The sequence below is a fragment of the Flagellimonas hadalis genome, assembly GCF_007785775.2.
GTDB classification, from domain to species: Bacteria; Bacteroidota; Bacteroidia; order Flavobacteriales; family Flavobacteriaceae; genus Flagellimonas; species Flagellimonas hadalis.
The window spans coordinates 112,147-137,307 of the sequence record NZ_VNIK02000010.1 but is presented as its reverse complement, the minus strand read 5'-3'; the positions used below and the strand labels follow the sequence as shown (position 1 = coordinate 137,307).

General features: G+C 45.8%; 17 protein-coding genes and 1 pseudogene. 15 read left to right on the top strand and 3 right to left on the bottom strand.

Going from position 1 to position 25,161, the window contains the following annotated elements; genetic code table 11:
• The 3 genes and pseudogenes from FOT42_RS14150 to FOT42_RS14140 form a co-directional block, all read right to left on the bottom strand.
• Positions 1-328: pseudogene (locus FOT42_RS14150) on the bottom strand (sulfatase family protein); the annotation flags it as partial.
• Positions 309-524: a sulfatase-like hydrolase/transferase gene (locus FOT42_RS18500; protein WP_226789910.1), complete on the bottom strand. Its 216-nt coding sequence runs from the start codon at positions 522-524 to the stop codon at positions 309-311. The gene FOT42_RS18500 and the pseudogene FOT42_RS14150, both read right to left, overlap by 20 nt.
• Before the next feature lie 364 nt (positions 525-888).
• On the bottom strand, positions 889-2,703 hold the full coding sequence (locus tag FOT42_RS14140) for an alkaline phosphatase (protein WP_226789907.1): 1,815 nt from the start codon (positions 2,701-2,703) through the stop codon (positions 889-891).
• Positions 2,704-3,062: 359 nt separating this feature from the next.
• Here FOT42_RS14140 and FOT42_RS14135 point away from each other — a divergent pair, with 359 nt between their 5' ends.
• The 15 genes from FOT42_RS14135 to FOT42_RS14065 all read left to right on the top strand — a co-directional run bounded on the left by FOT42_RS14135 (position 3,063) and on the right by FOT42_RS14065 (position 25,019).
• Positions 3,063-6,224: a SusC/RagA family TonB-linked outer membrane protein gene (locus FOT42_RS14135; RefSeq protein WP_151891182.1), complete on the top strand. Its 3,162-nt coding sequence runs from the start codon at positions 3,063-3,065 to the stop codon at positions 6,222-6,224.
• Between the two features lie 15 nt (positions 6,225-6,239).
• The gene (locus FOT42_RS14130; protein ID WP_192938407.1) at positions 6,240-7,610 is read left to right on the top strand and encodes a RagB/SusD family nutrient uptake outer membrane protein; all 1,371 of its coding nucleotides are present in this window, start codon (positions 6,240-6,242) and stop codon (positions 7,608-7,610) included.
• Positions 7,611-7,627: 17 nt separating this feature from the next.
• Positions 7,628-9,151 (top strand): BspA family leucine-rich repeat surface protein, encoded by a 1,524-nt coding sequence (locus FOT42_RS14125; RefSeq protein ID WP_151891180.1) that lies wholly within the window; start codon positions 7,628-7,630, stop codon positions 9,149-9,151.
• Positions 9,152-9,216: 65 nt separating this feature from the next.
• A complete protein-coding gene (locus FOT42_RS14120; protein WP_151891179.1) occupies positions 9,217-11,130 on the top strand; it encodes a hypothetical protein in 1,914 nt (637 codons plus the stop codon).
• Between the two features lie 144 nt (positions 11,131-11,274).
• Entirely contained in the window at positions 11,275-12,081 is an 807-nt protein-coding gene (locus tag FOT42_RS14115; RefSeq protein ID WP_226789906.1) for an alpha/beta hydrolase, read from the top strand.
• Between the two features lie 193 nt (positions 12,082-12,274).
• Positions 12,275-13,318 carry a LacI family DNA-binding transcriptional regulator gene (locus FOT42_RS14110; RefSeq protein WP_151891177.1) on the top strand — a complete coding sequence of 348 codons (1,044 nt, stop codon included), beginning with the start codon at positions 12,275-12,277 and terminating at the stop codon, positions 13,316-13,318.
• Between the two features lie 125 nt (positions 13,319-13,443).
• On the top strand, positions 13,444-14,409 hold the full coding sequence (locus tag FOT42_RS14105; RefSeq protein WP_151891176.1) for a class II fructose-bisphosphate aldolase: 966 nt from the start codon (positions 13,444-13,446) through the stop codon (positions 14,407-14,409).
• Positions 14,406-15,281, top strand: a complete 876-nt coding sequence (gene iolB / locus FOT42_RS14100; RefSeq protein ID WP_151891175.1) for a 5-deoxy-glucuronate isomerase — start codon at positions 14,406-14,408, stop codon at positions 15,279-15,281. Before FOT42_RS14105 ends, iolB begins: the two co-directional genes overlap by 4 nt.
• 3 nt (positions 15,282-15,284) lie before the next feature.
• Positions 15,285-16,298: a 5-dehydro-2-deoxygluconokinase gene (gene iolC, locus FOT42_RS14095; RefSeq protein WP_151891174.1), complete on the top strand. Its 1,014-nt coding sequence runs from the start codon at positions 15,285-15,287 to the stop codon at positions 16,296-16,298.
• Positions 16,299-16,368: 70 nt separating this feature from the next.
• Complete coding sequence (gene iolD, locus FOT42_RS14090; protein WP_151891173.1) at positions 16,369-18,228, top strand: 3D-(3,5/4)-trihydroxycyclohexane-1,2-dione acylhydrolase (decyclizing); 1,860 nt, start codon at positions 16,369-16,371, stop codon at positions 18,226-18,228.
• A 30-nt stretch (positions 18,229-18,258) separates the two neighbouring features.
• On the top strand, positions 18,259-19,857 hold the full coding sequence (locus tag FOT42_RS14085; protein WP_226789905.1) for a solute:sodium symporter family transporter: 1,599 nt from the start codon (positions 18,259-18,261) through the stop codon (positions 19,855-19,857).
• A gap of 32 nt (positions 19,858-19,889) precedes the next feature.
• Positions 19,890-21,362 carry a CoA-acylating methylmalonate-semialdehyde dehydrogenase gene (locus FOT42_RS14080; RefSeq protein WP_151891172.1) on the top strand — a complete coding sequence of 491 codons (1,473 nt, stop codon included), beginning with the start codon at positions 19,890-19,892 and terminating at the stop codon, positions 21,360-21,362.
• A gap of 10 nt (positions 21,363-21,372) precedes the next feature.
• Positions 21,373-22,278, top strand: coding sequence for a sugar phosphate isomerase/epimerase family protein (locus tag FOT42_RS14075; protein WP_151891171.1), 906 nt, complete (start codon positions 21,373-21,375; stop codon positions 22,276-22,278).
• A 13-nt stretch (positions 22,279-22,291) separates the two neighbouring features.
• Positions 22,292-23,308 carry an inositol 2-dehydrogenase gene (gene iolG, locus FOT42_RS14070; RefSeq protein ID WP_151891170.1) on the top strand — a complete coding sequence of 339 codons (1,017 nt, stop codon included), beginning with the start codon at positions 22,292-22,294 and terminating at the stop codon, positions 23,306-23,308.
• Between the two features lie 94 nt (positions 23,309-23,402).
• A complete protein-coding gene (locus FOT42_RS14065) occupies positions 23,403-25,019 on the top strand; it encodes a glycoside hydrolase family 32 protein (protein WP_151891169.1) in 1,617 nt (538 codons plus the stop codon).
• Positions 25,020-25,161 lie beyond the last annotated feature (142 nt).

The following is a 25,161-nucleotide window of genomic DNA, read 5'->3' as shown; positions in this document are numbered from 1 at the left end:
GGTCATCGGCTATTTTGTAGAGTTCTTCCATAGGCCTTTTTCCAAAATTCCATTCATATTCATTTGGGTATTGTTCTGCATGTTCAAGGATAAAGGTCTTTGTGGGGCTGGCATCCACATCTCCATGATAAGTTCGGTTGGAGGACACAAAATCCGGTCCGCCCGTAGGCCATCTTTCCGATTCAAAATTTCGGATGTACAGATACTCCTTGGTACGGATGGCCCGGGCGGGATAAGTGGCTCCTTCGGGCCTGCACCAAGTATGTCTTTCGGTTGCGGTAAAAATATGGTCCCTTTCCTTTTCAGCCTCACCTTCTTTCTCTGACATTAGAATGGGTAAACAGGACCCCTTCTTCCGCAATCCTGTCAAATGCAGGGGTTTTTACCACTTTGTCTCCAAATACGCTGGTATGCAACCATGACTGATCGTCCGCAAAAACAAAAAGGATATTGGGTCTCTCCGTCTTTTGGGACAAGTCATCGTTATCGGTGGATCTTTGTGTTGAGTTGACGCATCCAAACACAATTGAAAGAAATGCGACAAGGGTGACTTTTCGTAGTATGGTATTCACAATGATGGAATTTTGGTCTGTTTAGGTAAACAAATAAATCCTATTTGTTCAATTATATGGAAGAAATGGCCTATTACTTTATGCAAACCTTTGCATTTTGTTTTATTTTTTGAGAAAATCAAAAAGGGCCTTGATGGTTGTTGAAATGTAAACCTATTGTTGACAGTCATCCACATTGGATGGTCACTGGGAATCGCAAAAGGAAAGTTTATGGAAACCCTTCAATATATAGATCGTAATCAAAAAAGCCCGGGAACAAATGCCCCGGACTTTCGCACCTACTGGAAGTGCCAACTAAACTTAAATTGTGGAGAACTCAATGGGAACTCTGTATGATTTCCATAATCTTGCGGACAACCTCATTGTTCTCGTAAACACCCTGAAATTTATGTGAATGAGGCCCATAGGTGAAAATAGGGACCATGGCTGCAGTATGGTCAAATGTGGTAAAGTCTCCTTCAATCGTATGGTCACTGAGATTGCCCTGTGGGATACTGAAACCAGAAGTCTCATGGTCGGCGGTGATGATGACGAGAGTGTTCCCTGAGGCATCGGCAAACTTGATGGCCTCTGATATGGCCCTGTCAAAATCGATTCCTTCGCTTATCAGGCCCGGCGCGTTGTTTTGGTGTGCATACTTATCTATTTTGGCACCTTCCACCATCAAAAAGAAGGGCTTGTTCTTGGCCTGCAGGAAGCCGATACTGTTTTTGGTGGCCTCTGCAAGTATCTTTTCCCTACCATCCATAATACTGGGTACATCGCCGTCTGCAAGGAAAAGACCAACTTTATCGTATTTGGAACCTCCTATGGTTTCTATATGATCAAGGAGGGTGAAACCTGATAGGTCCTTTGGATCATTGAAATCCTTTCTCCCGCCCCCCACAAACAAGGAAAGCTGGCCCTTGGGAAGATCTGAGGCTATTTCAGAAGTCATGGACCGATCTTCTTGGTGGGCATAAAAAGAAGCAGGCGTGGCCCCGGTAAGTTTGTCCGTGGTGATACAGCCGGACACATAACCGTACTTGGACAACATTTCGGGCATATTGGCGAGTGGTTGTCGCAAGGTGTCCAGACCTATGGCACGGTTGTAGGTCTTGCTCCCCGTGGCCAACGCCGTCCCGGCAGCAGCGGAATCTGTGGTAAAATCGTCCGTGGAGGCCGTTTTTAAAAAGCCAATGCTCCTAAGCTGTGTCAACGTCAATGCACCGCCATTGGCCAAAGTAGCAGCAGAGATTTGGGAAAGACCATTGCCATCACCAATGAGGAGAATGATATTTTTTAAAGGCCGATCAGTTTGGTCTGGGGCATAGGTAGGGGTGTAGACTTCCGAAAAGATTTTGTTCCGGTATGTTCGCTCGTTCAGTGAGGTCATAAATTCCGAACAGGCAAATGGTCGGTCCGTATTGATGAAATCAACGCCAAGATTACTAAGCGACCTCCATGCGGTTTTTGTATCGGGAGTAGCCCAAAACCTGAAGGGTTTGCCAAGGTTATGTGCCTTATCAATGGTTTCTTTTACCTTGATAAGATCTTCAGTGGTCAATCTTCCCAATCCGTTCCACGAAGATGTTTTTTTAAAGTTGAGGCTGATCAAGGCCACTTTGCTCCATGCTTCTGCATCGTCCAAGGTTTCCAGACTCTGGTAATCGAACGTTATGAATGATGGGTAGTCCACATATTTTTCTGCAGGCGGCCTGCTCCCAGAAATGACAAGGCTTATTTTTTCATTTTCAGTAATATGGGGGTATTTTTCCAGTAAGGAGACCAAAACTTTAAGGGTAGGCTCTGCTTCCGATTTGATATCGATCAACAACTGCAGGGATTTTTGGGTTCCCATGCCCAACGAAAGTATTTTCTCAATGGGTTGTAGATATAGGTTTTCAATGGTACGGTCGGGTTTTATTTCAGATGCTTCGTGGGTGGCATAAAGGGTGCCGTTCTTTAAAAAGATATCCACTTCAATGGAATTCGCCCCACTTGAATAGGCATTCCAAAAAGGAACGGCCTGCTCATAATCATTATGGGAATGTACCCTTTGTGCTGAAACTTGAGCAATGTATGTGAATGCCCCAAGTAGGATCATTAAACGGATGCTCATCTTTTTATATCTATCTATTGTATGGCACATAAATCAGTGGTTTTGGAGGGAAATTGACTTTTATCAATATTTTCTGCAAGTATTAGGAATCCCAAAGCAACGATAAATAAGGCATTTCATAAAAAAACATTGTGCAAACCTTTGCGTAAAAATGTCTTTCAGCGCTTAAGGATCAATGAGTTGTATGTGGGTTTGTGCCCACTCCTTACATGGCCTGGCTTGGACCTGTACAAATGTTTTCAAATACCGTTTAAACGAAGGGTTAAATGCTTGCAAATTAAAGGTTAACCAATGCAAACCTTTGCATAAAGTTTTGATGTGGGCGTATTATCGAAATCGTTTTTTTATTGTTATTTGGTTGCCGAATTAACAATTATAATCAACCTAATATGAAGAACTTTAAATTTTTGATGTTCATTTTTCTTATTGGCCTCACAACGGTTTCGTGGGCCCAAAAGAAAATAAACGGTACTGTTACCGATAGTGAGGGATACCCTCTTCCAGGGGCCAGTGTTGTGGAAAAGGGAACCAGCAATGGAGCTGTTTCCGATTTTAATGGTGAATATTCCATTGTGACCAGTTCAGACAAACCTGTTTTGGTGGCTTCTTATATGGGCTTTGAAACAATGGAAAAGACCGTTGGCCCATCAACGCTCACTGTTGATTTTGTTTTAAAGGAAGCCAGCAATGTTCTTGATGATGTAGTGGTCATCGGTTATGGAACAAGTTCAAAAGAAAAAATCACAGGATCGGTGGTCAGTATAGATGCGGAAAGCATACAGGAATATTCCAACGCCAACTTTGATCAGGCCATAGTGGGAAAACTGCCAGGGGTCGATATTTTGACCAACGCAAGAAATCCCGGCGATGGTAACACTATAACCATACGGGGTGCAGGCTCCATCACCAGAAGCGCAAACCCACTCGTGGTGGTCGATGGTTTTCCGCTTGCAGAGGGCAGTTCGTTGAATGTGATCAACCCGAACGATATTGCAAGCATAGATGTCATCAAAGATGCGGCTTCCTCGGCCATTTATGGTTCTCGGGCGGCCAATGGGCTTATTATGATTACCACAAAAAAAGGACGGAGCAAAAAAACGACCGTCCAGATCAATTCCGTGGTCGGGATACAGGAACGTACAGGGACCTACGACCTTTTGAACGCTTATGATGCGGCTATTTTCTTTAGGGACGGACGAAACAATGCATATCTGAAAAACCATAGCAATGTCAGCGTGAATGACACAGAGGCGCAACGCATTGCCAATGGGGCCAATGTGCGTGAACTCCTCTTGGACTACACAATTCCTTACTTGAATAATGAGCCGGGACTTACGGACTTTAATTGGGAAGACGCTGTGTACAGGGCAGGGATAGTACAGAATCATTATGTAAACGTATCGGGTTCGAACGATGCAACGGACTATTCAGTTTCATTGGGATACACTGACGAGGAAGGTATAGTGATCACTGCAGACCAAAAACGGTATACCACCAACATCAAGTTAAATACCAAATTGAGTGAACGCCTGAAGTTTGGGGTGAACATGAACGGATATTATTCTGAAAGGGGACTGACCAACGGGAGTGACCAATATCGGTATCCTATAGATCCTGCCGGTAGGGCCATGGTATATATGTACCCATTTTTCTCTGCCTACGATGATTCACACCCCACAGGCTACAATATTGAAGCACAGATTCGTGCAAACAGGCCTTACAATGCAAACCAACAGGAAAACCCAGTGGCCATGGCAGAATTGTCCAAGTATGATAGAAGGGAGTTCAGGACGTTTGGGAATGCCTATCTTTCCTATGAGCCCATAGACAATTTGGAATTGAAGACCTCGCTGGGGTATTTGTTGGGGGCCTCGTTCACCGATCAATACGCACCCATGCTTACAGGTGCCTATCGCGAATTAATCAGTGAAAGAAACTCCCAGCAGGGATCGGAGAGCAGGAGCGACCAAGGGGACGTGCTCATTGAGAACACGGCCAACTATACCTTGGATATAGGCCAACATTCCTTCAATGCCTTGGCAGGACAGAGTTTTCAGAAAAGCTCGTCATCTGGACTCTCTGTAGATGGGTTCGATTTCCCAAATGATATCATTGAAAACATAGATGGATCCACTGTACAGACGGCAGGAGCATCACGAAGCCGATGGACACAGCTCTCCTATTTTGGTAGGGTCATGTATGATTACAAGGACACCTATTTCCTGTCGGGATCCATACGTACTGATGGTTCCTCCAGATTTGGAAGGGACAACAGGTATGGAACCTTTGGTTCATTCTCCGCAGGTTGGGTGTTGAGCAATGAATCCTTTTTCCCGGAAAATGATGTACTTACCTTTGCAAAATTTAGATATAGCTGGGGACAAACAGGGAACAACCAAATCGGCAACTACGCACAGTATGCCTCCATTGGTACAGGAAGGGACTATCCCTATGATGGTACGCTACATCCGGGTGCCGCCCCATCCAGTGCCCCATCCTATGCTCTTACTTGGGAGACCAACACCTCCAACAACTTTGGAATGGATTTGAGCTTTTTCAACAAGATCAGGCTGGGGGTCGATTACTACGTGGCCGACATTACCGATCTTTTGTTGGACAGGCCAGTACCCAAACACACAGGTTTCAACAATTCCCTTCAGAACATTGGGGAAATGAGAAACAAGGGTTGGGAATTCCAACTCAACGGATCTAATTTCAACCTGGGCGACCTGAGCTTTGGATTTGATGCCAACTTGGCTACCAACAATAATGAGATTCTTTCCCTTGGAGGAGCCGAAGAGTTGTACGAAGGAGGGAACCAACGGTTTATTACCCGGGTAGGAGAGTCTTTGGCAAACCTCTACGGCTATAAGATCATCGGGATTTTGAGATCCGAGGAAGAAGTGGCCGAATATACCAACAGAAAGAACACTACCCTGTCGGCAGAAGTGGGAGACTACATCTTCCAAGACACGGACGGGAATGATATCATCGACGCCAATGACAGGGTGCTTTTGGGTGATTACAACTCCGAGGTAACCTATGGTTTTGGAATAAACCTCGCCTATAAAGGGTTTGACATGAGCATGAACTTCAATGGAACCGTGGGCAGAATGGCCTTTGATGAGAACACGTCCAGATATTTGGAGTATGGAGAGGCATTTACCAATACCAACTACCACTATTTCAACAACTATTGGGATCCGGTTCATAATCCCGATGGGTTTTTGGCCCCTCCCGATGCCTATGGCAACACCGCTACAAGGGCCGCCAGTAGAAACCCTACCAATTACAATGTGCTTGATGCGGATTACCTGAGATTAAGAAGCGTGCAGTTGGGGTACAACATACCTTCCGATGTATTGGAGCAATTGCACCTGAAAAACCTGCGCGTGTATGTCTCTGCCAACAACCTGCACACTTGGACCAAGTTCAGGGGGATGAACCCTGATGGTGGAGATACCGGCAACCCCTTGAACAGAGGACATATTTTTGGTACAACTGCCGTTCCCAGACTTATTTCTGCGGGCATCAATCTAACATTCCAATAAAAAAGAACCATGGTTATGAAACGAATATATATTTACACTTTGGCAATACTTTCTTGCTTTGCATGTGAAGACGAATTGGACCAATTTCCGGAAACCGGCATCTTGGCCGACAACTACTACACCACACAGGACAATGTTGAATCAACAGTGACCGCTACATACAACGAACTTCAGGCACTCTATGACTATTATATGATCCTGTGGGGGGAGATTCCTTCTGACAATGCATATATCCAAGCTCCAAACTCCAATGGAGGGGCGAGGCCTTTGGAAGATTTTTCATGGACCAGCACCACCGGTTTTGTGGAAAGTATATGGGAGAATGCCTACGAGGGTATCTTCTATGCGAATACTGTGTTGGATGTGATCGACAATGTCTTATATGATAGTGAGTCCCTTAAAAATATAAGGATCGGTGAAATGAAGTTCATCAGGGGATTTTTATATGAACAACTCACAACAATCTATGGGGACGTTCCCTTGGTGTTGGAGGTGGACGACCCCACCTATGCATTTGATGATGTCCGGACCCCGGTGGCCGAAATCTATACGCAGATCGAGGTAGACCTGTTGGATGCCATAGCACTCTTGCCAAAAACAAATAGTGCGGGAAGGGCAGATGAATATGCAGCACGTGCCATTCTTGCCAAGCATTATATGAGATTGGGGGATTTTGGCAAGGCAGAGGCACAATTGGAAATCATCGTGGGTTCCGAAAAATATGACCTTGCTCCGATTGATGGTCTTTTTGGTGTGAAAAATGAAGGCAACGATGAGGATGTCTTCAGTATTCAGTTCGCTTCCAATTTAGATGGAATGAGTGAAGGAAGCCGGTTCTATTACATATTTACCCAACCTGACGACCAAGGGGGCATGGGGGCCATGGCAATGGAAAGTTCCCTGTACAATTTATATGGGGCAGAAGATCTTCGCCGAAATTTGATCAACGAATCCAACAATGTGTACTATATCAACAAATGGACGCCATCACCCAACAGTAATAGGGAAGATGCCGGGGACAACCATTATGTGGTAAGGTATGCGGACGTGTTGTTACTCTATGCGGAATGCCTGAACGAGAACAACAAGACCTCACTGGCAGGAACTTATCTGGATTTGGTAAGGGAGCGGGCCAATCTTGGCGGGACCACTGCGACGGACCAAACAAGTATGCGTGCCGCCATTGCACTTGAAAGACGTTTGGAATTGGCAGGTGAAGGCCACCGCTGGTACGACCTCTTGAGAACGGGTACGGCCATACAGATCATGAACAGTTTCTTCCAAACAGAGGGAAGAGGTATTACTGTTGATCCCATAAGATTGCTGGCCCCTATTCCACAGGCTGAAGTTGACATTACGGAAATGGAACAGAACCCAGGCTATTAATCAAAAAAGCACAAATAATGAAACGATTTTATAAATTACTTCTATTGACCGCGTTTATGGGAGCTGCATTCAGTTCCTGTGATGTGGACAGTACAAACTTTTCCCTTGATGATAGGGACGTCTATATCGAGTCCATAATCATCGAAGCATCCAAAAACCCTTGTATTGAGGAAGATATTGAGGTATCTGTCACCAATTATTCCAGAAGTATTACAGCTTCCCTTCCAGAGAATTGTGATGCCAGTGAAATGGTGCTCACCATCCATTTGCAGGAGGGGATCACAACATCCCCCGCATCCGGGGAAAGTTTTTCTACCGGGACTTCCACGCTTTTGGTATCCGGATTTGGGTTGGAAGAGGAATATACCGTCAACCTGAAAGTATTGGCGCCATTTGAGTCCGATGTGGAATTTGTGTCCGTTTGGAGAGTGGATGCCAATGGCAGTATAACCCTTCCACTTATAGAAACGGGGACCTACAACTTCAAAGTGTTCTGGGGCGATGGCCAGGAAAGCATTGTGGCCACCTACGACCTTGAGTCCGCCACGCATACCTACGCTGAGGCCGGGGACTACACGGTCACCGTTTGGGGAGAAATCAACGGGTTCAACTTTGATATGACTAAGATGAGTGCATCGAATATCATCGACATCACCAACTGGGGACAGGTCAAGTTGGGCAATGATGGCGGTTATTTTAGAAAGTGCACCAATCTGCAGATAACGGCAGAAGATGCCCCTGACCTCAGTGAAACCACCAATTTCAGGGCCATGTTCAGGGAAGCCACTTCGTTTAACAGTGACATTGACCATTGGGATGTAAGCAGTGTCACCAGCATGTGGGACATGTTCTACAAGGCCAATAATTTCAACCAGCCTTTAGGCCAATGGGATGTGGGCAATGTGACCACTTTTGAGACCATGTTCAGTGAGTCCGCCTTCAATCAGGACATATCCGGATGGGATGTAAGCAGTGCCACGACCATGAAGAACATGTTTAGGAACTGTCCGTTCAACCAGCCCATTGGCAATTGGGATGTTTCCAACGTCACAAACTTCCAATCCACGTTTAGGCAGAACGATGCCTTTGACCAAGACCTTTCAGGTTGGGGAGACAAATTGGGCAATGTGGTCACCATGCGCGAAATGTTCAGGGAGTCCGACTATAACGGAGACCTCAGCGCATGGGATGTAAGTAAAGTAGTGAGCATGTGGGACATGTTCAAGGACAGTGGCTTCAACAACCCCTCCATTAACAACTGGAATGTCAGCGGTCTGGACAATATGGAGACCATGTTCGGTGGTGTGAATTGTGCTTTCAGCCAGGATATTTCTGGGTGGGATGTGAGCAATGTGGTCAACATGCAAAACCTGTTCAAGGAAAACATTTCCTTTAACCAAGACCTATCGGGTTGGGATGTCAGTAATGTAATGTGCAATTACGATTTTGATACCGACGCACCCCAATGGGAGGATGCCCATAAACCTAATTTTGTTGCCGACAAAACAGATAACAATGAATTCTGCAACAGGGATAATTGATATGGATTTATTTTTAATTGAAAAGGGACCCGGTCAGGTCCCTTTTTATACTTTATATTAGTTTTATGACAAGATTAACTCTCTTCAGTATCGCATTGATGGGCTTTTTTGTGGCCTACGGTTGTTCATCGGACGGCGAAGAACCCACTGTAAAGCCAGACCCTCCAAAGCAGGGACAAAATCTGGACCCCGACCCAGATCCTGTTGTTTCGGATTCCACGACCGCCATATATAGACAGTTTTTCTTCACGGGGACCCACAATTCCTATTCGGGAAACCTTGGAGGGATGAAAAGGGAAGGGATCGAGACACAATTGGAAAGGGGGCTCAGGTTTTTCGAATTCGACCTGTTCACCTTCCATACCCAAAAAGCGTTGCAGACAACTTGGGCAGAGCAAGTGGATGAATTTGCAGTGCTCGATCACATGGGAGAACCGCATATCCTTTCCTATTCAAAAACCGGGGCCAGCATCAAAATATTCAGCCTGGACAATGGCAATCCCCAAATAGTTTACGAGAATACGGGCGAAGGTTTGGACGAAGTCGACAGGAAATTTTCAATACTGGCTTTTCAGAACGGGCTATATGTTTTTGGATACGAACCATTGGACGGTGACCTTATCGTTTACAGTTTCAATGGCACTTCACTGACTCCCGTGCATTCAGGAAACATAGGGGACACCAATGTGAACCTGTCCACTTTTGTGTTCAACAATACAGCCTACGCAACAGTGCATGCCAAGGACGATGCCATTTATAAGATCATCGAGATCTCTTTTGATGCCGGAGATGTTGCCCTTGGAGAAACACGCTATGAACAAAATTCCGTCCCTACCAATGAAACCCTGTACCCTTTTGAGCAGGACAACGACCTTTACATGTTCAGGCACAACGTGAACACCGTCACCAATTTCAAGGTCGAATCGGTAGATACCAATGGAAACACTTGGACAACAAACGGTAGCCAAACAAGCACATCGAGCCTGCTCACCGGCACGGTACAGGCTTCGTTCATCAACGGCAAGCTCTTTGTGAGTTCCTATGCCGCCAATGGTGATGTAAAGGGATCACAATTGATCATGGACAATGACAAGCCCAATTTGGTCAATGAGTACAACAATGAGTCGGATATGTTGTCCGGTGCGGAAGCGGATATGTACCCCTCAGAAAATGGATATTACCTTTTTTTACAAAAAGATACATCCGTCCAATTGATATCCATAGCAATAGGGGAACTTGTTCTGGGACATGATGCCCCAGGGGATGAGGTGGATCTTAGTGTGGACAATCCATCATCCATTTTCTTGGAAGATTGGATAACATATATCGCCAATTGGAGCAATGACAACCCTGGGCATGAACCCCTGTTCATCATGACAGAGCTCAAGGAATATGAACAATGGTTGGCAGATGCCAAGTGGCAAAACATCATTCGGTTGATGCAGGAAAAATTTGGGAACAAGCTGAGGTACCATAGTTCCAATGGATTCCATAATGAGGATCTGGTGGACCAAAACAAGATAGTCGATGGCAAGACCTTGTACTTTATGGACGAAAACGGATCCAAGGAAGGAGGATTGCTCGGAAAAGTGGTGCTCTATATACAGCCGAACAACAACATAACCAAAAGTGAACACACCAACGACTTTCAGCCCTTTGCCACGACTGACGGCATGCTGCAAGAAAACTTCCTCCAACTCAGGCGGTATAGGGAGAACAACAAATTGGTATCGCCCGATTGGAGAAACCCTGGGAACTATGGCAATGATATCGGGGCGTTCATTGATGCAAAAGACGACAGTTACATCAGCCGGATTTTCCACATGCAAAGCGCATCGGGTGACGGTCAGTATGACAATATCCGTTGCACCGATGTCATGTTTGCCGTTTCCGATAGGCCATACGAAGGCCTGTACACCAACTATGTGGAACAACAGAAAGTTAAGAACGAGTTGGAAAAAGTCGTTGGCTGCGATTAAAATAAGGGCGTCCAGAGCTATAGGGAACAATAAAATTTAAAGGCTCAAAACAGTTGATGATCGACAAAAACCAGGAACATGAGATATATTGTATCAATACTATTTTTATGGTCATTCCATTTGTGTATGGCCCAAAACCACACCATGCCCCTCTGGGAAGGTGAAATCCCAAATGCAAAGAAATCCGACCTGCAAGAAGAACAAAAAAATGCCCAGGCTCGGGTCATCTCAAAAGTCATCGAGCCCAGTTTGGAAGTGTATTTGCCGTCCAGTGTCATCAAAACGGGCAAAATGGTAATGATATGCCCCGGGGGAGGATACGGAGTACTGGCATACGATAAGGAAGGAACCGATATTGCCAAATGGCTCAACGGTTATGGCATAGCGGCAGCTGTGTTAAAATACAGGCTACCAGAGGACGGATCCAACGAGATTCCGCACCTGACCCCTTTGATGGATGCCAAACGCGGAGTGGAATTGATCCGTTCAAATGCAGAAAAATGGGGCATTGACCCCAACAAGGTCGGGGTTATGGGTTTTTCGGCCGGTGGACATTTGGCCTCTACATTGGGAACACATTTTGAAGAGGGCAACCGACCGAATTTTATGGCACTGATCTACCCGGTCGTGACCATGAAACAGGACCATACCCACAACGGTTCACGAAAAAACCTGCTTGGGCCAGATCCTTCGGACAATTTGGTGGAACACTATTCCAACGAGCTGCAGGTAAGGGAAAACACGCCTCCTACATTTATCCTCCACAGTACTGATGACGAAGTGGTCCCGCTGGAAAACAGTCTTCAGCTCGCCAAGTCACTCAAGGACAAAGGGATATCGGTTGAGATGCACGTTTACCCCTATGGCGGACATGGCTTTGCCATGGCCCTGCAACAAGGAAGGTTGTCGAAATGGGGACAATTACTTTTGGATTGGTTGAGCGATATCTAGATAGGTAATATTTTTTCATTGATAATCAATGCATTATGATTTTAAATTTGCAGTAACCAAATCTCTGGACTCGTAATGGAAAAAAATTATTGTATTTTGTTTACAGGTCACTTCCAACCTTAAACAGTTGTACCTGTTCAGGGTTGAAAAGTACAAAAGAACCAGATGAAGAAAAGATTTATACCTATCCACTATGAAAAAGGGACGTGTCACCTTAAAGGATATTGCCTCCAAGCTCAAACTTGCCCCTTCCACAGTTTCAAGGGCTCTTAACAATCATCCCGCGATAGGTGAAGATACCAAGAAAGCCATCAAAAAATTGGCCGAGGAACTGGATTATCAGCCCAACCCCATGGCCTTGGGACTCCTTCAAAAAAAATCCAATACCATAGGGGTAATCGTGCCGGAGATAACCAGTCATTTTTTCTCTGCGATCATCACGGGCATACAGGATGTGATCGGACCATCGGAATACAACATTATGATCTGTCTTTCCAACGAGTCCTACGAAGAAGAGCTGACCCTAGTGAAAAAATTGTCGAAGATGAGGGTGGATGGTATTTTGGTGTCCCCTTCTTCCGCCACCAAGGATTTTGACCATTTCCGCAGACTGCAGAACAATGATGTGCCGGTTGTCGTATTCGATAGGGACTGTCCCGGCTTGGAAGCGGATAAGGTCTTGGTGGACGATTATTCCGGAGCATATCAGGCAGTTGAATATCTCATCCGTTCCGGTTGCACCAAGATAGCACACTTGGGCGGGCCATTGAATCTGAGCACCACAAAGCATAGGCTCCAAGGCTATCTTGATGCTCTGGAGAAGAACAAGGTGCCCTTGCGAAAAGACTACATCCAGCACGTTAAGGGCTTTTCCCATAAAGATGGCATAAAACCCACCAAAAAATTACTGGAACTCGAAGATGCCCCTGATGCCATATTTGCCATTAATGATAACATAGCCGCTTCAGCCATGCACGTGGCCAAGAAAATGGGACTGGCAATCCCGGATGACATTTCAATCGTCGGTTTTGATGACGAGCCCCATTCCCTATACTTTTCTCCTGCATTGTCCACCGTTTGGCAACCGGTGTACAGTTTGGGCATGCTGTCCGCAAGAATATTGTTGCAACGGATAAAGAACACAAACTCCAACGAAGAATTCAGAATGGAAGTATTTAAGCCGGAACTGGTCGTGAGGGCATCCTCCCGGGAAGATTCAGTGGGTATTTCCGATTGATTTTGATGCAGTTTTCATGCAAACCTTTGCATGGAGTTTTCGCCCCAAAGCTTTCGGACATAGCCTTTTTTTTGTTCTTTTACCCTTGGCATTAGGCTTATAATGAGCTATTAAAAAGTAAGGAAATGATAATTTCTCCAAAGGTTTTTTTTGATGATTGTTATGGAAGATATGCCATAGCCGCGGTAAATGTTTTTACCATGGAACAGGTGCACGGCCTTTTTAGTGCTGCACAGCTTGCCAATGCTCCATTTATGGTACAGTTGACCCCTGTGGCAAGAAACTACGCACATGCAAGGATGCTGTCCGCTATGATCGATGCTGCGGCAAAGATATACCCCAAGGTAGTATATGCTGTCCATTTGGACCATGGCAATGAAGAGCATGCCCTGGATGCTATAAACTCAAAAGAGTACCAATCCGTAATGATAGATGCCTCCCATGACGATTTTGAGACCAATGTGGCAAGGACCAAAAAAGTGGTCGATGAGGCCCATGCCAAAAATATTGTAGTGGAAGCCGAACTGGGGGTTCTTTCGGGAGTGGAGGATGACATCTCTATAGATGAGGAACACTCATGTTATACCAAGCCTTCCGAAGTGGCCAATTTTGTGGGGGCCACCGATTGCGATAGTCTTGCCGTGGCCGTGGGCACCAGTCATGGGGCCTATAAGTTTTCGGGAGGGCAAGGTCTCCAGTTCCATATTCTGGAAGAGATACAAAATCGTTTGGAAGGCTTCCCTATTGTATTGCACGGGGGGTCGGCGGTAAATGTGGAAGAGATCGAACGGATTAACAATGCAGGTGGAAACCTGACCGAGGGAGCAGCCGGTGTTTCGCCTGAAGAAATTGTCAAATCCATAAAATATGGAGTCTGCAAAATCAATATTGCGACAGATACCCGATTGCTATGGACAAGGACCCACAGGGAATTTTTCAAGAACAGCCCCGAGCTGTTCGATCCCATTCTTCCTGGCAGGGAATATATCAAGGAATATGAGAAGTTCATGCTGCAAAAATTTGACCTGTTGGGAGCAACAGGCAAGGCAGAAAAATTGAGATCTAAACAAACCATAGTCACAAGAAAATGAAGAAAGATTCATATCTATTGGTCAAACCCCAACAAGCCAAGGGCATTTACCACAGTGTGACCCCGGAAACGGCAAATTGGAACTATTTGAGTTTTGGTGCACGTGAAATGAAGAAAGGGGAAAAGTGGGAACACGAAACCCAGGGCAATGAAATGGTCATTGTCCTTTTGAGCGGCAATTTCAAGGTAGGGAGCGATAAAGGAACTTGGGAGACCCATAATGGGAGAACAAGTGTTTTTGATGGGGTGGCACATACCCTATATCTTCCAAGGAACAGCAGTTTTGTATTGACTGCCACCAGTGATATGCTGGACATTGCCTACGGATGGTGCAAATCTGACGTGGACTTTCCTGCAAAATTTGTGACACCTGGGGAAACACCAGTGGTGATTTTTGGTGGAGACAATGCTACCCGGCAGTTCAACGATTTGGTACCCCCAGGTTTCGGGTGTAGTAAGATCGTCGTCCGTGAGGTATATACCCCCTCGGGGAACTGGAGCTCGTTTCCGGCCCACAAGCACGATGAAAGAATAGTGGACGGCGAAGGCAATGTACTGGAACCCATACAGGAAGAAACCTATTTCTACAAATTCCAAAAACCGGAGGCCTATGCCATTCAACAAGTATATACGGCAGACCGTTCCTTGGACGAAATAGTTCGCCCACGGCACAATGATGTGGTTATGATCCCAAAGGGATTTCATCCAGTGGTGGCGGAACATGGGTTCCATTGCTACTACCTCAATTTTTTGGCCGGCACCGACCAGTGCTTGGCCAATACCACAGATCCAGACCATGAGTGGATCTATGGTTCATGGAAAACAAAGGATGATAGGTTGCCCTTGGTTACCGCACAAATGAACAAACACTAAAAGATGAGCAACAAGAAATACGATGTGATCACTTTCGGAAGATCTTCCATTGACCTGTATTCGCAGAACATAGGTTCCCCATTTAATGATATCAAAGGATTTGATGCCTTTGTGGGAGGCTCTCCCCTGAACATAGCGGTGGCCTGTGCCCGGCTTGGGCTCCGACCCAGTCTGCTCACTGCCGTGGGCGACGATAAAGTAGGTGAATTCATCGTCAACTTTTTGAACAAGGAAAAGGTGAACACAGACTGCATCCCGGTCAAAAATGGAGCACGGAGCAGTGCGGTCGTTTTGGGCATTGAACCTCCCGATAGGTTTCCCTTGGTCTATTATCGCGATAATGCGGCCGATAGCCAAGTAGATATAGACGATGTGCTGAAGGCCAACATAGAAGATTATAGGATATTGCTCATCAATGGTACGGCCATGAACATTGAGCCCAGTAGGAGCGCAACCTTTTTTGCCGCCGAGATAGCCCAAAAAAATGATGTTGACATTGTGTTGGACCTCGATTTCAGGGCAGATCAGTGGCATGACTACCGTGCCTTTGGAATCACGGTAAGGGCCATTTTGTCCAAGGTGAAGATTGCCATTGGTACCGAGGAGGAAATATTGGCCGCGACTTTGAGCGAAGCATCACAAGTCGTCATAAAAGATCAACAGATATCGGCTCCCGAAATCAAAGGGGATATTGAAAAATCTATTGCATGGTTGCTTTCCTCAGGAATTGAGACCTTATTGGTAAAAAGAGGTGCAGATGGGGTAAGCATTTATTCCAAAGATGGCTCCCGCACCGATGTGCCCGGCTTCCCGGTAACAGTTTTGAATGTTTTGGGAGCAGGGGATGCATTTGCAGGAGGATTCTTGTATGGTCTGTTACAAGGATGGGATCTATACAAAGCGTGCCGTATGGCCAATGCCAGCGGTGCCCAGGTAGTGACAAAGAAGGGCTGTGCCAATTTTATGCCCACCCTGGAGGAATCATTAAAATTCATAGAGGATAAAGGAGGGTTTTGAGCAAAGGGATGTAATGAAGAAGAGGTAGTGCACTGGGCATCCCATCAGAAATAACCAAAAAGAAAGATCAATGAAAACAATACGATTGACAGTGGCCCAGGCCACCATTACATACCTTAATAACCAATATGTGGAGCGGGACGGCGTTGAACACAAGTTTTTTGCCGGATGCTTTGGGATATTGGGACATGGTAATGTGGCAGGAATGGGGCAGGCCCTGCACCAAGAACCAGGATTCCCTTTCTATGTGGCGCGGAACGAGCAGGCCATGGTCCATTCGGCAGTGGCCTATGCCAAGGTGAAGAATCGCTTGGAAACCTTTGTATGTACCACATCTATTGGTCCCGGGGCCACCAATATGGTGACCGGTGCGGCATTGGCAACCATCAATAGGATTCCCGTCCTGCTGATACCTGGAGATATTTTTGCGACACGACAAGTGGCCCCGGTCCTTCAACAGTTGGAATCCAGTGCTACCCAAGACATATCGGTCAATGATTGTTTTAGGCCCGTATCAAAATATTGGGACCGTATCAATCGTCCCGAACAATTGATCACTGCCTTGCCCGAGGTCATGAGGGTCCTGACTTCCCCGGCCGAAACAGGAGCCGTTACCCTAAGTATCCCACAAGATGTTCAGGCAGAAGCCTTTGATTTTCCCAGCGAAATGTTTCAGAAAAAGGTATGGACCATAGGTAGGACCATGCCCGATGGGACCTTGCTGGAAAGGGCAGTTTCAATGATCAAAAAAAGTAAAAAACCATATATTATAGCCGGCGGGGGCACCATTTACAGTGGAGCTACAGAGATACTGCAAAAGTTAGTAGGTCGCACAGGGATTCCTGTTGCAGAAACCTATGCAGGCAAAGGATCCCTGCCTTATGATGTGTCCCAAAATTTGGGAGCTGTGGGGGTTACGGGTACTCCAGGGGCCATCGAAATGGCCAAAGAAGCCGATGTGGTCATCGGTATTGGTACTCGGTACAGCGACTTTACCACCATATCCAAATCTGGGTTCCAAAACCCCGAAGTCCGTTTCATCAACATCAATGTGGCAGAATTTGATTCGTTCAAGCATGGAGCATTGCCCTTGGTAGGGGATGCAAAGGCAATCTTGGAAGAATTGGACCAACGCCTTGCTGATTTTCAAGTAAGTGATACCTACAGGGCCAAAGTTGAACAATTCAATCAAAGTTGGGATGCCTTCGTGTCCGAAATCTATAGCGAAAGGAACGAAACCCCTGCCTTCCAAGGTGAGGTCATCGGTGCCGTGAACAATTTTTCCGATGCCAAGGACATTGTTCTTTGTGCGGCGGGCAGCTTGCCGGGAGACCTTCATAAACTTTGGAGGACAAGGGACCCAAAGGGCTTCCATCTGGAATATGGCTATTCCTGCATGGGCTATGAAATTGCAGGTGGCTTAGGGGCCAAAATGGCAAGGCCCGATAGCGAAATATATGTTATGGTAGGTGATGGCAGTTATTTGATGATGTCCCAAGAAATAGTCACCTCAATACAGGAAAAGCAGAAACTCACCGTAATCCTATTGAACAATGATGGCTATTCCAGCATAGGGTCATTGTCCGCTTCATTGGGGAGCGAAGGGTTTGGCACTTATTACCGATATAGGAACGAAGAGACCTCACAACTGGACGGAGGGTTGTTGCCGGTCGATTACGCGGCAAACGCAGCCAGCATGGGCGCCCATGTGATAAAGGCGTCCAATGTGGTGGAGTTGAAAAAAGCTCTGGAAAAAGCAAAGACCATAGACCGAACAACGGTGATCTACATTGAGGTGGACCGCAAGAAAGGGGTGCCCGGTTTTGCATGGTGGGATGTGGCAGTGGCCGAGGTTTCGGAAAAGGAAGGGGTCAAAAAATCATATGAAGCCTATCAGAACAACAAAAAGACCCAAAAATATTACCTATAGCCAGCCTTAACTAAACAAACCAACCAACCCATGAATTCAGATCTGATCATCATATTGGCTTCCTTTATCCTTTTCACAGGGGGAGTTGCCCTTTTTACTTGGCTCAGCCTACGGAAAACCAACCTAACTTCTTCGGACGGTTATTTTCTGGGAGGAAGAAGCCTAACGGGAACCGTGATTGCCGGCTCCATGTTGCTGACCAACATATCCTCGGAACATTTGATAGGCATGAACGGTAACTCCTATGTGAACGGATTCATCGTCATCGCTTGGGAGGTCACCTCGTCCATCGCCTTGGTGGTGGCCGCTGTCTTTTTTGTGCCCAAATACCTGAAAATGGGGCTTACTACCATTCCTCAGTTTTTGGAGAACCGTTTTGACAGTTTTACCCGATCGTTGGTAGCCATCATCCTTATTTTTTCCTTTGTGGTCACCTTATTGCCTATTGTCCTGTACTCCGGAGCAATAGGGATAGAAAGCCTGTTCGGGGTTTCGGAAATTTTGGACATCAGCAAAACCGAAGGACTTTGGGTCACTGTAGTGATCATTGGGGCAATCGGTTCCATTTATGCCATTTTTGGGGGACTGAAGGCCGTAGCGTTTTCGGATACCATCAACGGATTCGGACTTTTGATAGGCGGTCTGCTCATTCCCATTTTGGCCTTGATGGCCATTGGGGGAGGCAATGTGTTGGACGGGCTTGCCGAAGTGTATGAGTTTGCTCCCCAAAAGTTCAATGTTATAGGGGCTCCCGACTCTGTGCTTCCATTTGAAGTATTGTTTACAGGATTGATCATCAATCAGTTGTATTTCTGGGGTATGAACCAGACCATTATCCAAAGGGCGCTTGGAGCTAAAAACCTAAAGGAGGCCCAAAAAGGACTTTTGTTGACAGGTTTGTTCAAGATTTTGATCCCATTGATCATCATATTGCCCGGGGTGATCTGTTTCTATTATTTTCAGGACAGCTTTTATGGCAATCAGGACAGCGTTTACCCACAACTGGTGAAAAAGGTACTTCCCACTTGGTTGATCGGATTCTTTGCGGCCGTTATCATGGGAGCAGTGTTAAGTACCTTCAACTCGGTACTGAATTCCGTGGCCACGCTCTTCAGCATCGATATCGTAAAAAAACACATCAAAAAGGACATCAGCGATGGCAAGCTCGTGGTCGTGGGCAAGGCCACCTCTGCAATTTTGGCCGTGGTAGCCATCTTTGCGGCGCCATTGATGGCCAATGCCCCAGATGGACTGTACCAATTGCTTCAGGAGCTGAACGGCATCTATTTTATCCCCATAGCTTCCATTTTGTTGGCAGGTTTCTTCATGAAGCGCGTGTCTGCAACAGGGGCCAAAGTGGCTTTGGTCTTTGGACTTTTGTTCTACATTTTCATGTCTTGGATCTATACAGGACATGGGATTCATTTTGTGCATTTGTGGGGAATCGAATTCGTGTTGAATGTAGCCCTTATGTTCATGGTATCACACTTTTACCCCCGAAAGGATGATTATGAGATAACGGATGTGGGAGCGGTCAATCTCACTTCATGGAAATACACCAAGGCAATGTCCATCGGCCTTTGTTTGGTCACAGTACTGATCTATGTACTATTGGGTAGCAACTCTTGATAAAAAGAAAGAATTAGTTTAAAAACAATAAAATGAGCATTTTAAAGAATTACATTGACGGACGATGGTCCGAAAGCGTTTCAAAGGATTCGATACCGGTATATAACCCTGCCACTCAGGAAGTATTGGCACACGTTCCAAGTGGTCCGGATACGACAAAAGACGTGGACAGAGCGGCAAAGGCCGCCCAAAAGGCATATAAGGAATGGAGCAAGGTTCCAGTGATGAAAAGGGTACAGGTGCTCTATCATTTAAAGACCTTGTTGGAAGACAATAGGGAAGCGTTGGCCGAAATCATTACCAAGGAAGCAGGCAAGACCAGGGCCGAATCGTTGGGAGAGATACAACGGGCCATAGAAAATGTGGAGGTGGCCTGCGGAACCCCTATGCTGATGGCAGGGGACATCATTGAGGACATAGCCACCGGTATCGACGAGATGATGATCCGTCAACCCTTGGGCGTATCGGCCTGTATCACCCCGTTCAATTTTCCTGGAATGATCGTTTTCTGGTTTTTGCCCTACGCCATTGCCACGGGCAATGCATTCATCGTAAAACCATCGGAAAAGGTCCCTATGACCATGATGAAGATTTTTGAGTTGTTGGATCAATTGGACCTGCCTGCAGGATTGGTCAGTTTGGTACATGGCGGAAAAGAATCGGTGGATGCCCTATTGGAGCATCCCATTGTGAAAGGAATAAGCTTTGTGGGAAGTACCCCGGTTGCTCGATACATCTATTCCAAGGGTACGGCGAATGGCAAGCGGGTGCAGGCCCAAGGTGGTGCCAAGAACCCGGTTGTCGTTCTGCCCGATGCCGATATAGAGATGTCATCCAAGATCATTGCCGATTCCGTCTATGGATGTGCAGGCCAACGATGCTTGGCCGCATCCACGATAATCACTGTGGGAGATGATAAGGGAGTTATCAAAGATGCCCTTTACGAAACCGTGAAGACCCGTACTACTGGCTATGGCCTGGAAGATGTGGATATGGGACCTGTCATTACAGCGGAAAGCAAGAACCGTATCGAAGGCCTCATTCAAAAAGGGGTCGATGAAGGGGCAACCCCCCTGTTGGATGGTAGGAATACAAAGATTTCAGGATATGAAAAAGGCAATTTCCTTACCCCAACCATCTTGGAGAACGTGGCCTTGGACAAGGAATTGATCAAGACCGAAATCTTTGGGCCGGTCATGAGCTTGGTCCATATGAAAAATATAGAGGAAGCCCTTCAGTTTGTGAACAATGGAAGTTATGGCAACATGGCATGCCTGTTCACTACAAGTGGAGCGAACGCCCGAAAGTTCAGGAACGAGGCTGATGCGGGGAACATTGGGATCAACATAGGTGTTGCGGCACCCATGGCACAGTTTCCGTTCAGTGGTTGGAAGGATAGTTTCTTTGGCGATCTGCACGGACAAGGAAAACACGCCATAGAATTTTTTACCCAGACCAAAGTGGTCATCGAACGTTGGCCGAACATTTGGTCACGTAAATTTTAAAAAGAAACAAATGATCAAAATAGCAAATGCCCCTTGCTCATGGGGCGCACTGGAATTTGACCTTGAGGAGAAATCGGAAGAAATAGGGTTTGAACAGGTTTTGGATGAGATCAAGGAAACAGGATATTTGGGCACTGAACTTGGGGATTGGGGCTATATGCCAACCAACCCTAACCTTTTGAGAAAGGAAATAACCAAAAGGGACCTTCAGCTCTTGGGGGCCTTTGTTCCCGTTGCTCTGGCAGATGCATCAAAACACCTGGAGGGCCTGGAATCTGCCATGCGTGTAGCAAACCTGATGCACAAGGCTGGCTATGGAGATGCCTTTATCGTATTGGCGGACGATAATGCCTCGGTAGCGGAAAGAACTAAGAATGCCGGAAGGATAACTCCAGAAATGGGACTATCACAGGCCCAATGGGAGGTTTTCGCAAAAGGAGCCAATCAAATAGCAAGGGCCGTAAAGGATGCTTTTGGCATAAGAACCGTTTTCCACCACCATTGTGCCGGTTATGTGGAAACCCCTCAAGAGATAGATACCTTAATGGAGCTTACCGACCCCGATTTGGTGGGACTCTGTTTGGATATGGGCCATTATGCCTTTGGCGGAGGAGATCCGGTAAAAGCCCTCAAAACGTATAGAGATCGGATTTGGCATGTCCATTTTAAGGATTACGACCCAGTTGCTGCCCAAGAGTCACGCAAAGAAGATGGGGATTATTTTGATGCGATACAAAGAGGGGTTTTCTGTGAACTTGGAAAAGGAGCCGTTGATTTTAAGGCAGTGGTGGACCTGTTGAACGATACAGGTTATGATGATTGGGTGGTAGTGGAGCAGGATATCTTGCCAGGAATGGGCAACCCCAAGGCATGTGCCAAAGCAAATAGGGATTATATTAAAACATTAGGGTTATAGTTTTTAGAAAGCAATGAAAAAATTAAAATTTGCCGTTGCCGGCTTAGGTAGAATAGGAAAGATTCATTTGGGCAATCTATGCCAAATGGAAGGCATTGAAGTAGTAGCAGCCATGGATCCCATGGAAGAGGGTAGACAATTCGCAAAATACAAGAACGTCCCTCACGTTGTTACGTCCTTTGCAGAGATGCTGACAGTGACCCCAATAGATGCCATCATTATATGTTCGCCGACCGATACCCATGCTGACTATGTGGAAATGGCTGCAAAGGCTGGTATCCATGTATTCTGTGAAAAACCCTTGGACCTTTCTTTGGATAGGGTAGTGGAGGTACTGGATACAGTGTCCAAATCTGGGATAAAATTGATGTTGGGCTTCAATAGGCGATTTGACAAGGAGTTCCGGAAGGTGAAGGAACTGGTCAAAAATGGTGCCGTGGGAGAACCGCATCTGGTGAAGATTACCAGTCGTGATCCCGGTGCTCCGCCTGTAAGTTACATCAAAACATCGGGAGGTCTTTTTTTGGACATGACCATCCATGATTTTGATGTTGCCCGTTTTATTGTGGACAAGGAGGTCGAGGAAGTATATGCCAAGGGGGCTGTTCTGGTAGATCCGGCCATTGGGGAAGTTGGTGACATTGACACGGCGGTGGTGACCCTGATCTATACCGATGGCACTATGGCCGTGATAGACAATAGCCGGGAAGCCTCTTATGGTTATGACCAAAGAGTGGAAGTTTTCGGATCCAAGGGCATGGTACAATCCAATAATAATTTTATGGATTCCCACAAACTGTATAATGAACAGGGGATACATGCAGCCCTGCCATTACACTTTTTCTTGGAGCGTTACCGGGAGGCCTACATGAATGAGATTGGTGATTTTGCCAAAAGTCTGGAAAATGGAAATGCCACCCCTGTGGATGGCAATGATGGGTTACAATCGTTGAGAATAGGCCTGGCGGCAATGAAATCACTTAAAGAAAACCGACCGGTCAAGATTTCCGAAATTGTACCTTTACCATAAGCCCCTCAAAATGGGTCAATGACTTTTGGAAAGTAAAAAGGCAAAAGGATTCCTTGATTGGCTAAAAATTGTGAAGTAGGTTCAAATCAAGTACATGGAAATGAAAAAAACGGATGTGATTTTAGTCCTGTTGGCAAGTTTATTCGGTCTAACTGCCTGCAAGAATAAGAATAAGGAGGGTGCAGTGGATGATACGGAACAAACCATTCCACTGACCATCGAAGAAAATCTTTACCGTCCCAATTTTCATTTTACCCCAATTAGTGGATGGATGAACGATCCGAATGGCATGTTTTACCTCAATGGTTATTACCACCTTTATTTCCAGCACTATCCAGATGGGAACAAATGGGGTCCCATGCACTGGGGGCATGCGAAGAGCAAGGATTTGATACATTGGGAAGAAATGCCGATTGCCCTGTTTCCTGATGAAATGGGCTATATCTTTTCCGGTAGTGCCATTGTGGACCATGAAAACAAATCAGGTTTCGGCGTAGAAGGACAGCCCCCTATAATAGCCTTTTTTACCTATCACAACACCGAAATGCAAAATCAAGGCAGGGTCGATTTTCAATCGCAGGCCATTGCCTATTCTTTGGATGAGGGGAACACATGGACAAAATACGATGAAAATCCAGTCGTGAAGAATCCTGGGATTCATGATTTTAGGGATCCAAAAGTCGTATGGGACAAAAAGGGGAAGCAGTACATCATGTCCCTGGCCGCTGGACAAGAAATTAGATTCTATGGTTCCAAAAATTTAAAGGATTGGAAGTTTTTATCCGAGTTTGGAAAGGGAGTTGGCAATCATGACGGTGTGTGGGAATGTCCCGATCTCTTTCCTATCAAGGTGCAAGGGCTTGATGAGGAGAAATATGTGTTGTTGGTGAGCATCAACCCTGGAGGATATAATGGAGGCTCCGGCACGCAATATTTTGTGGGAGATTTTGAAGAAGGGAGGTTTGTTCTTGAACCATCACTTCAGGAAAAAATGAGTAATTACCATGACTACTGGGTAGATTTTGGCAAGGACAACTATGCTGGTGTTACTTGGTCCAACATAGAAACAGAGGAAAAGGAAAAACTGTTCATAGGATGGATGTCCAATTGGCAGTATGCCAATGAGGTGCCCACCGAAAAATGGCGAAGTGCCATGACAATACCACGAGAATTACAATTGATTGCAAATGACAGTGGCTATAGATTGAGTTTTGTCCCAACGAAAACACTTGACGAGGGAAAGTCTGAAAAGATAAAGACATATGGGAGAATGGACATATCCGAGCCTAAGGAATTGTTGGAATCGGAATCGATACCACTGAGCAGTGCCTCTTTGACTTTTACTTTGATGAATGCAAAGAGTTCATCTGTGGCCGTTAAGCTTAAAAATGATGTTAAAGAAGAACTCGTGTTTGGTTTTGACCATGGGAGCCAAACCTTTTTTGTTGATAGGACCCATTCTGGAAAAACGGATTTCTCAAAAGATTTTGCTCCAAAGCCAAGTATTGCTCCGAGAATAATTGGATCGGAAAGTTTGCAGGTGACAGCATTACTGGACAAAACCTCCATAGAACTTTTTTTTGATAACGGAACAACGGTAATGACCGAAATATTTTTTCCAGAACAACCCTTTACAGAACTATGGTTCACATCTTCTGGGGAAAACGCACAACTTGATAACATTAAATTGAGTGAGTTAAAAAATAATTGAAACTATTCTCAAATCTGATAGATTGGCGTATCTATAATCTCGCAGCACACTAGGTAACTCAATTGCGCTAGGTCTAGGTTGCGGTATTTTTTTATGGTTCTTTTACTGCCCCCCTTTGATCTCTTTGGTGATTCCGGCCATT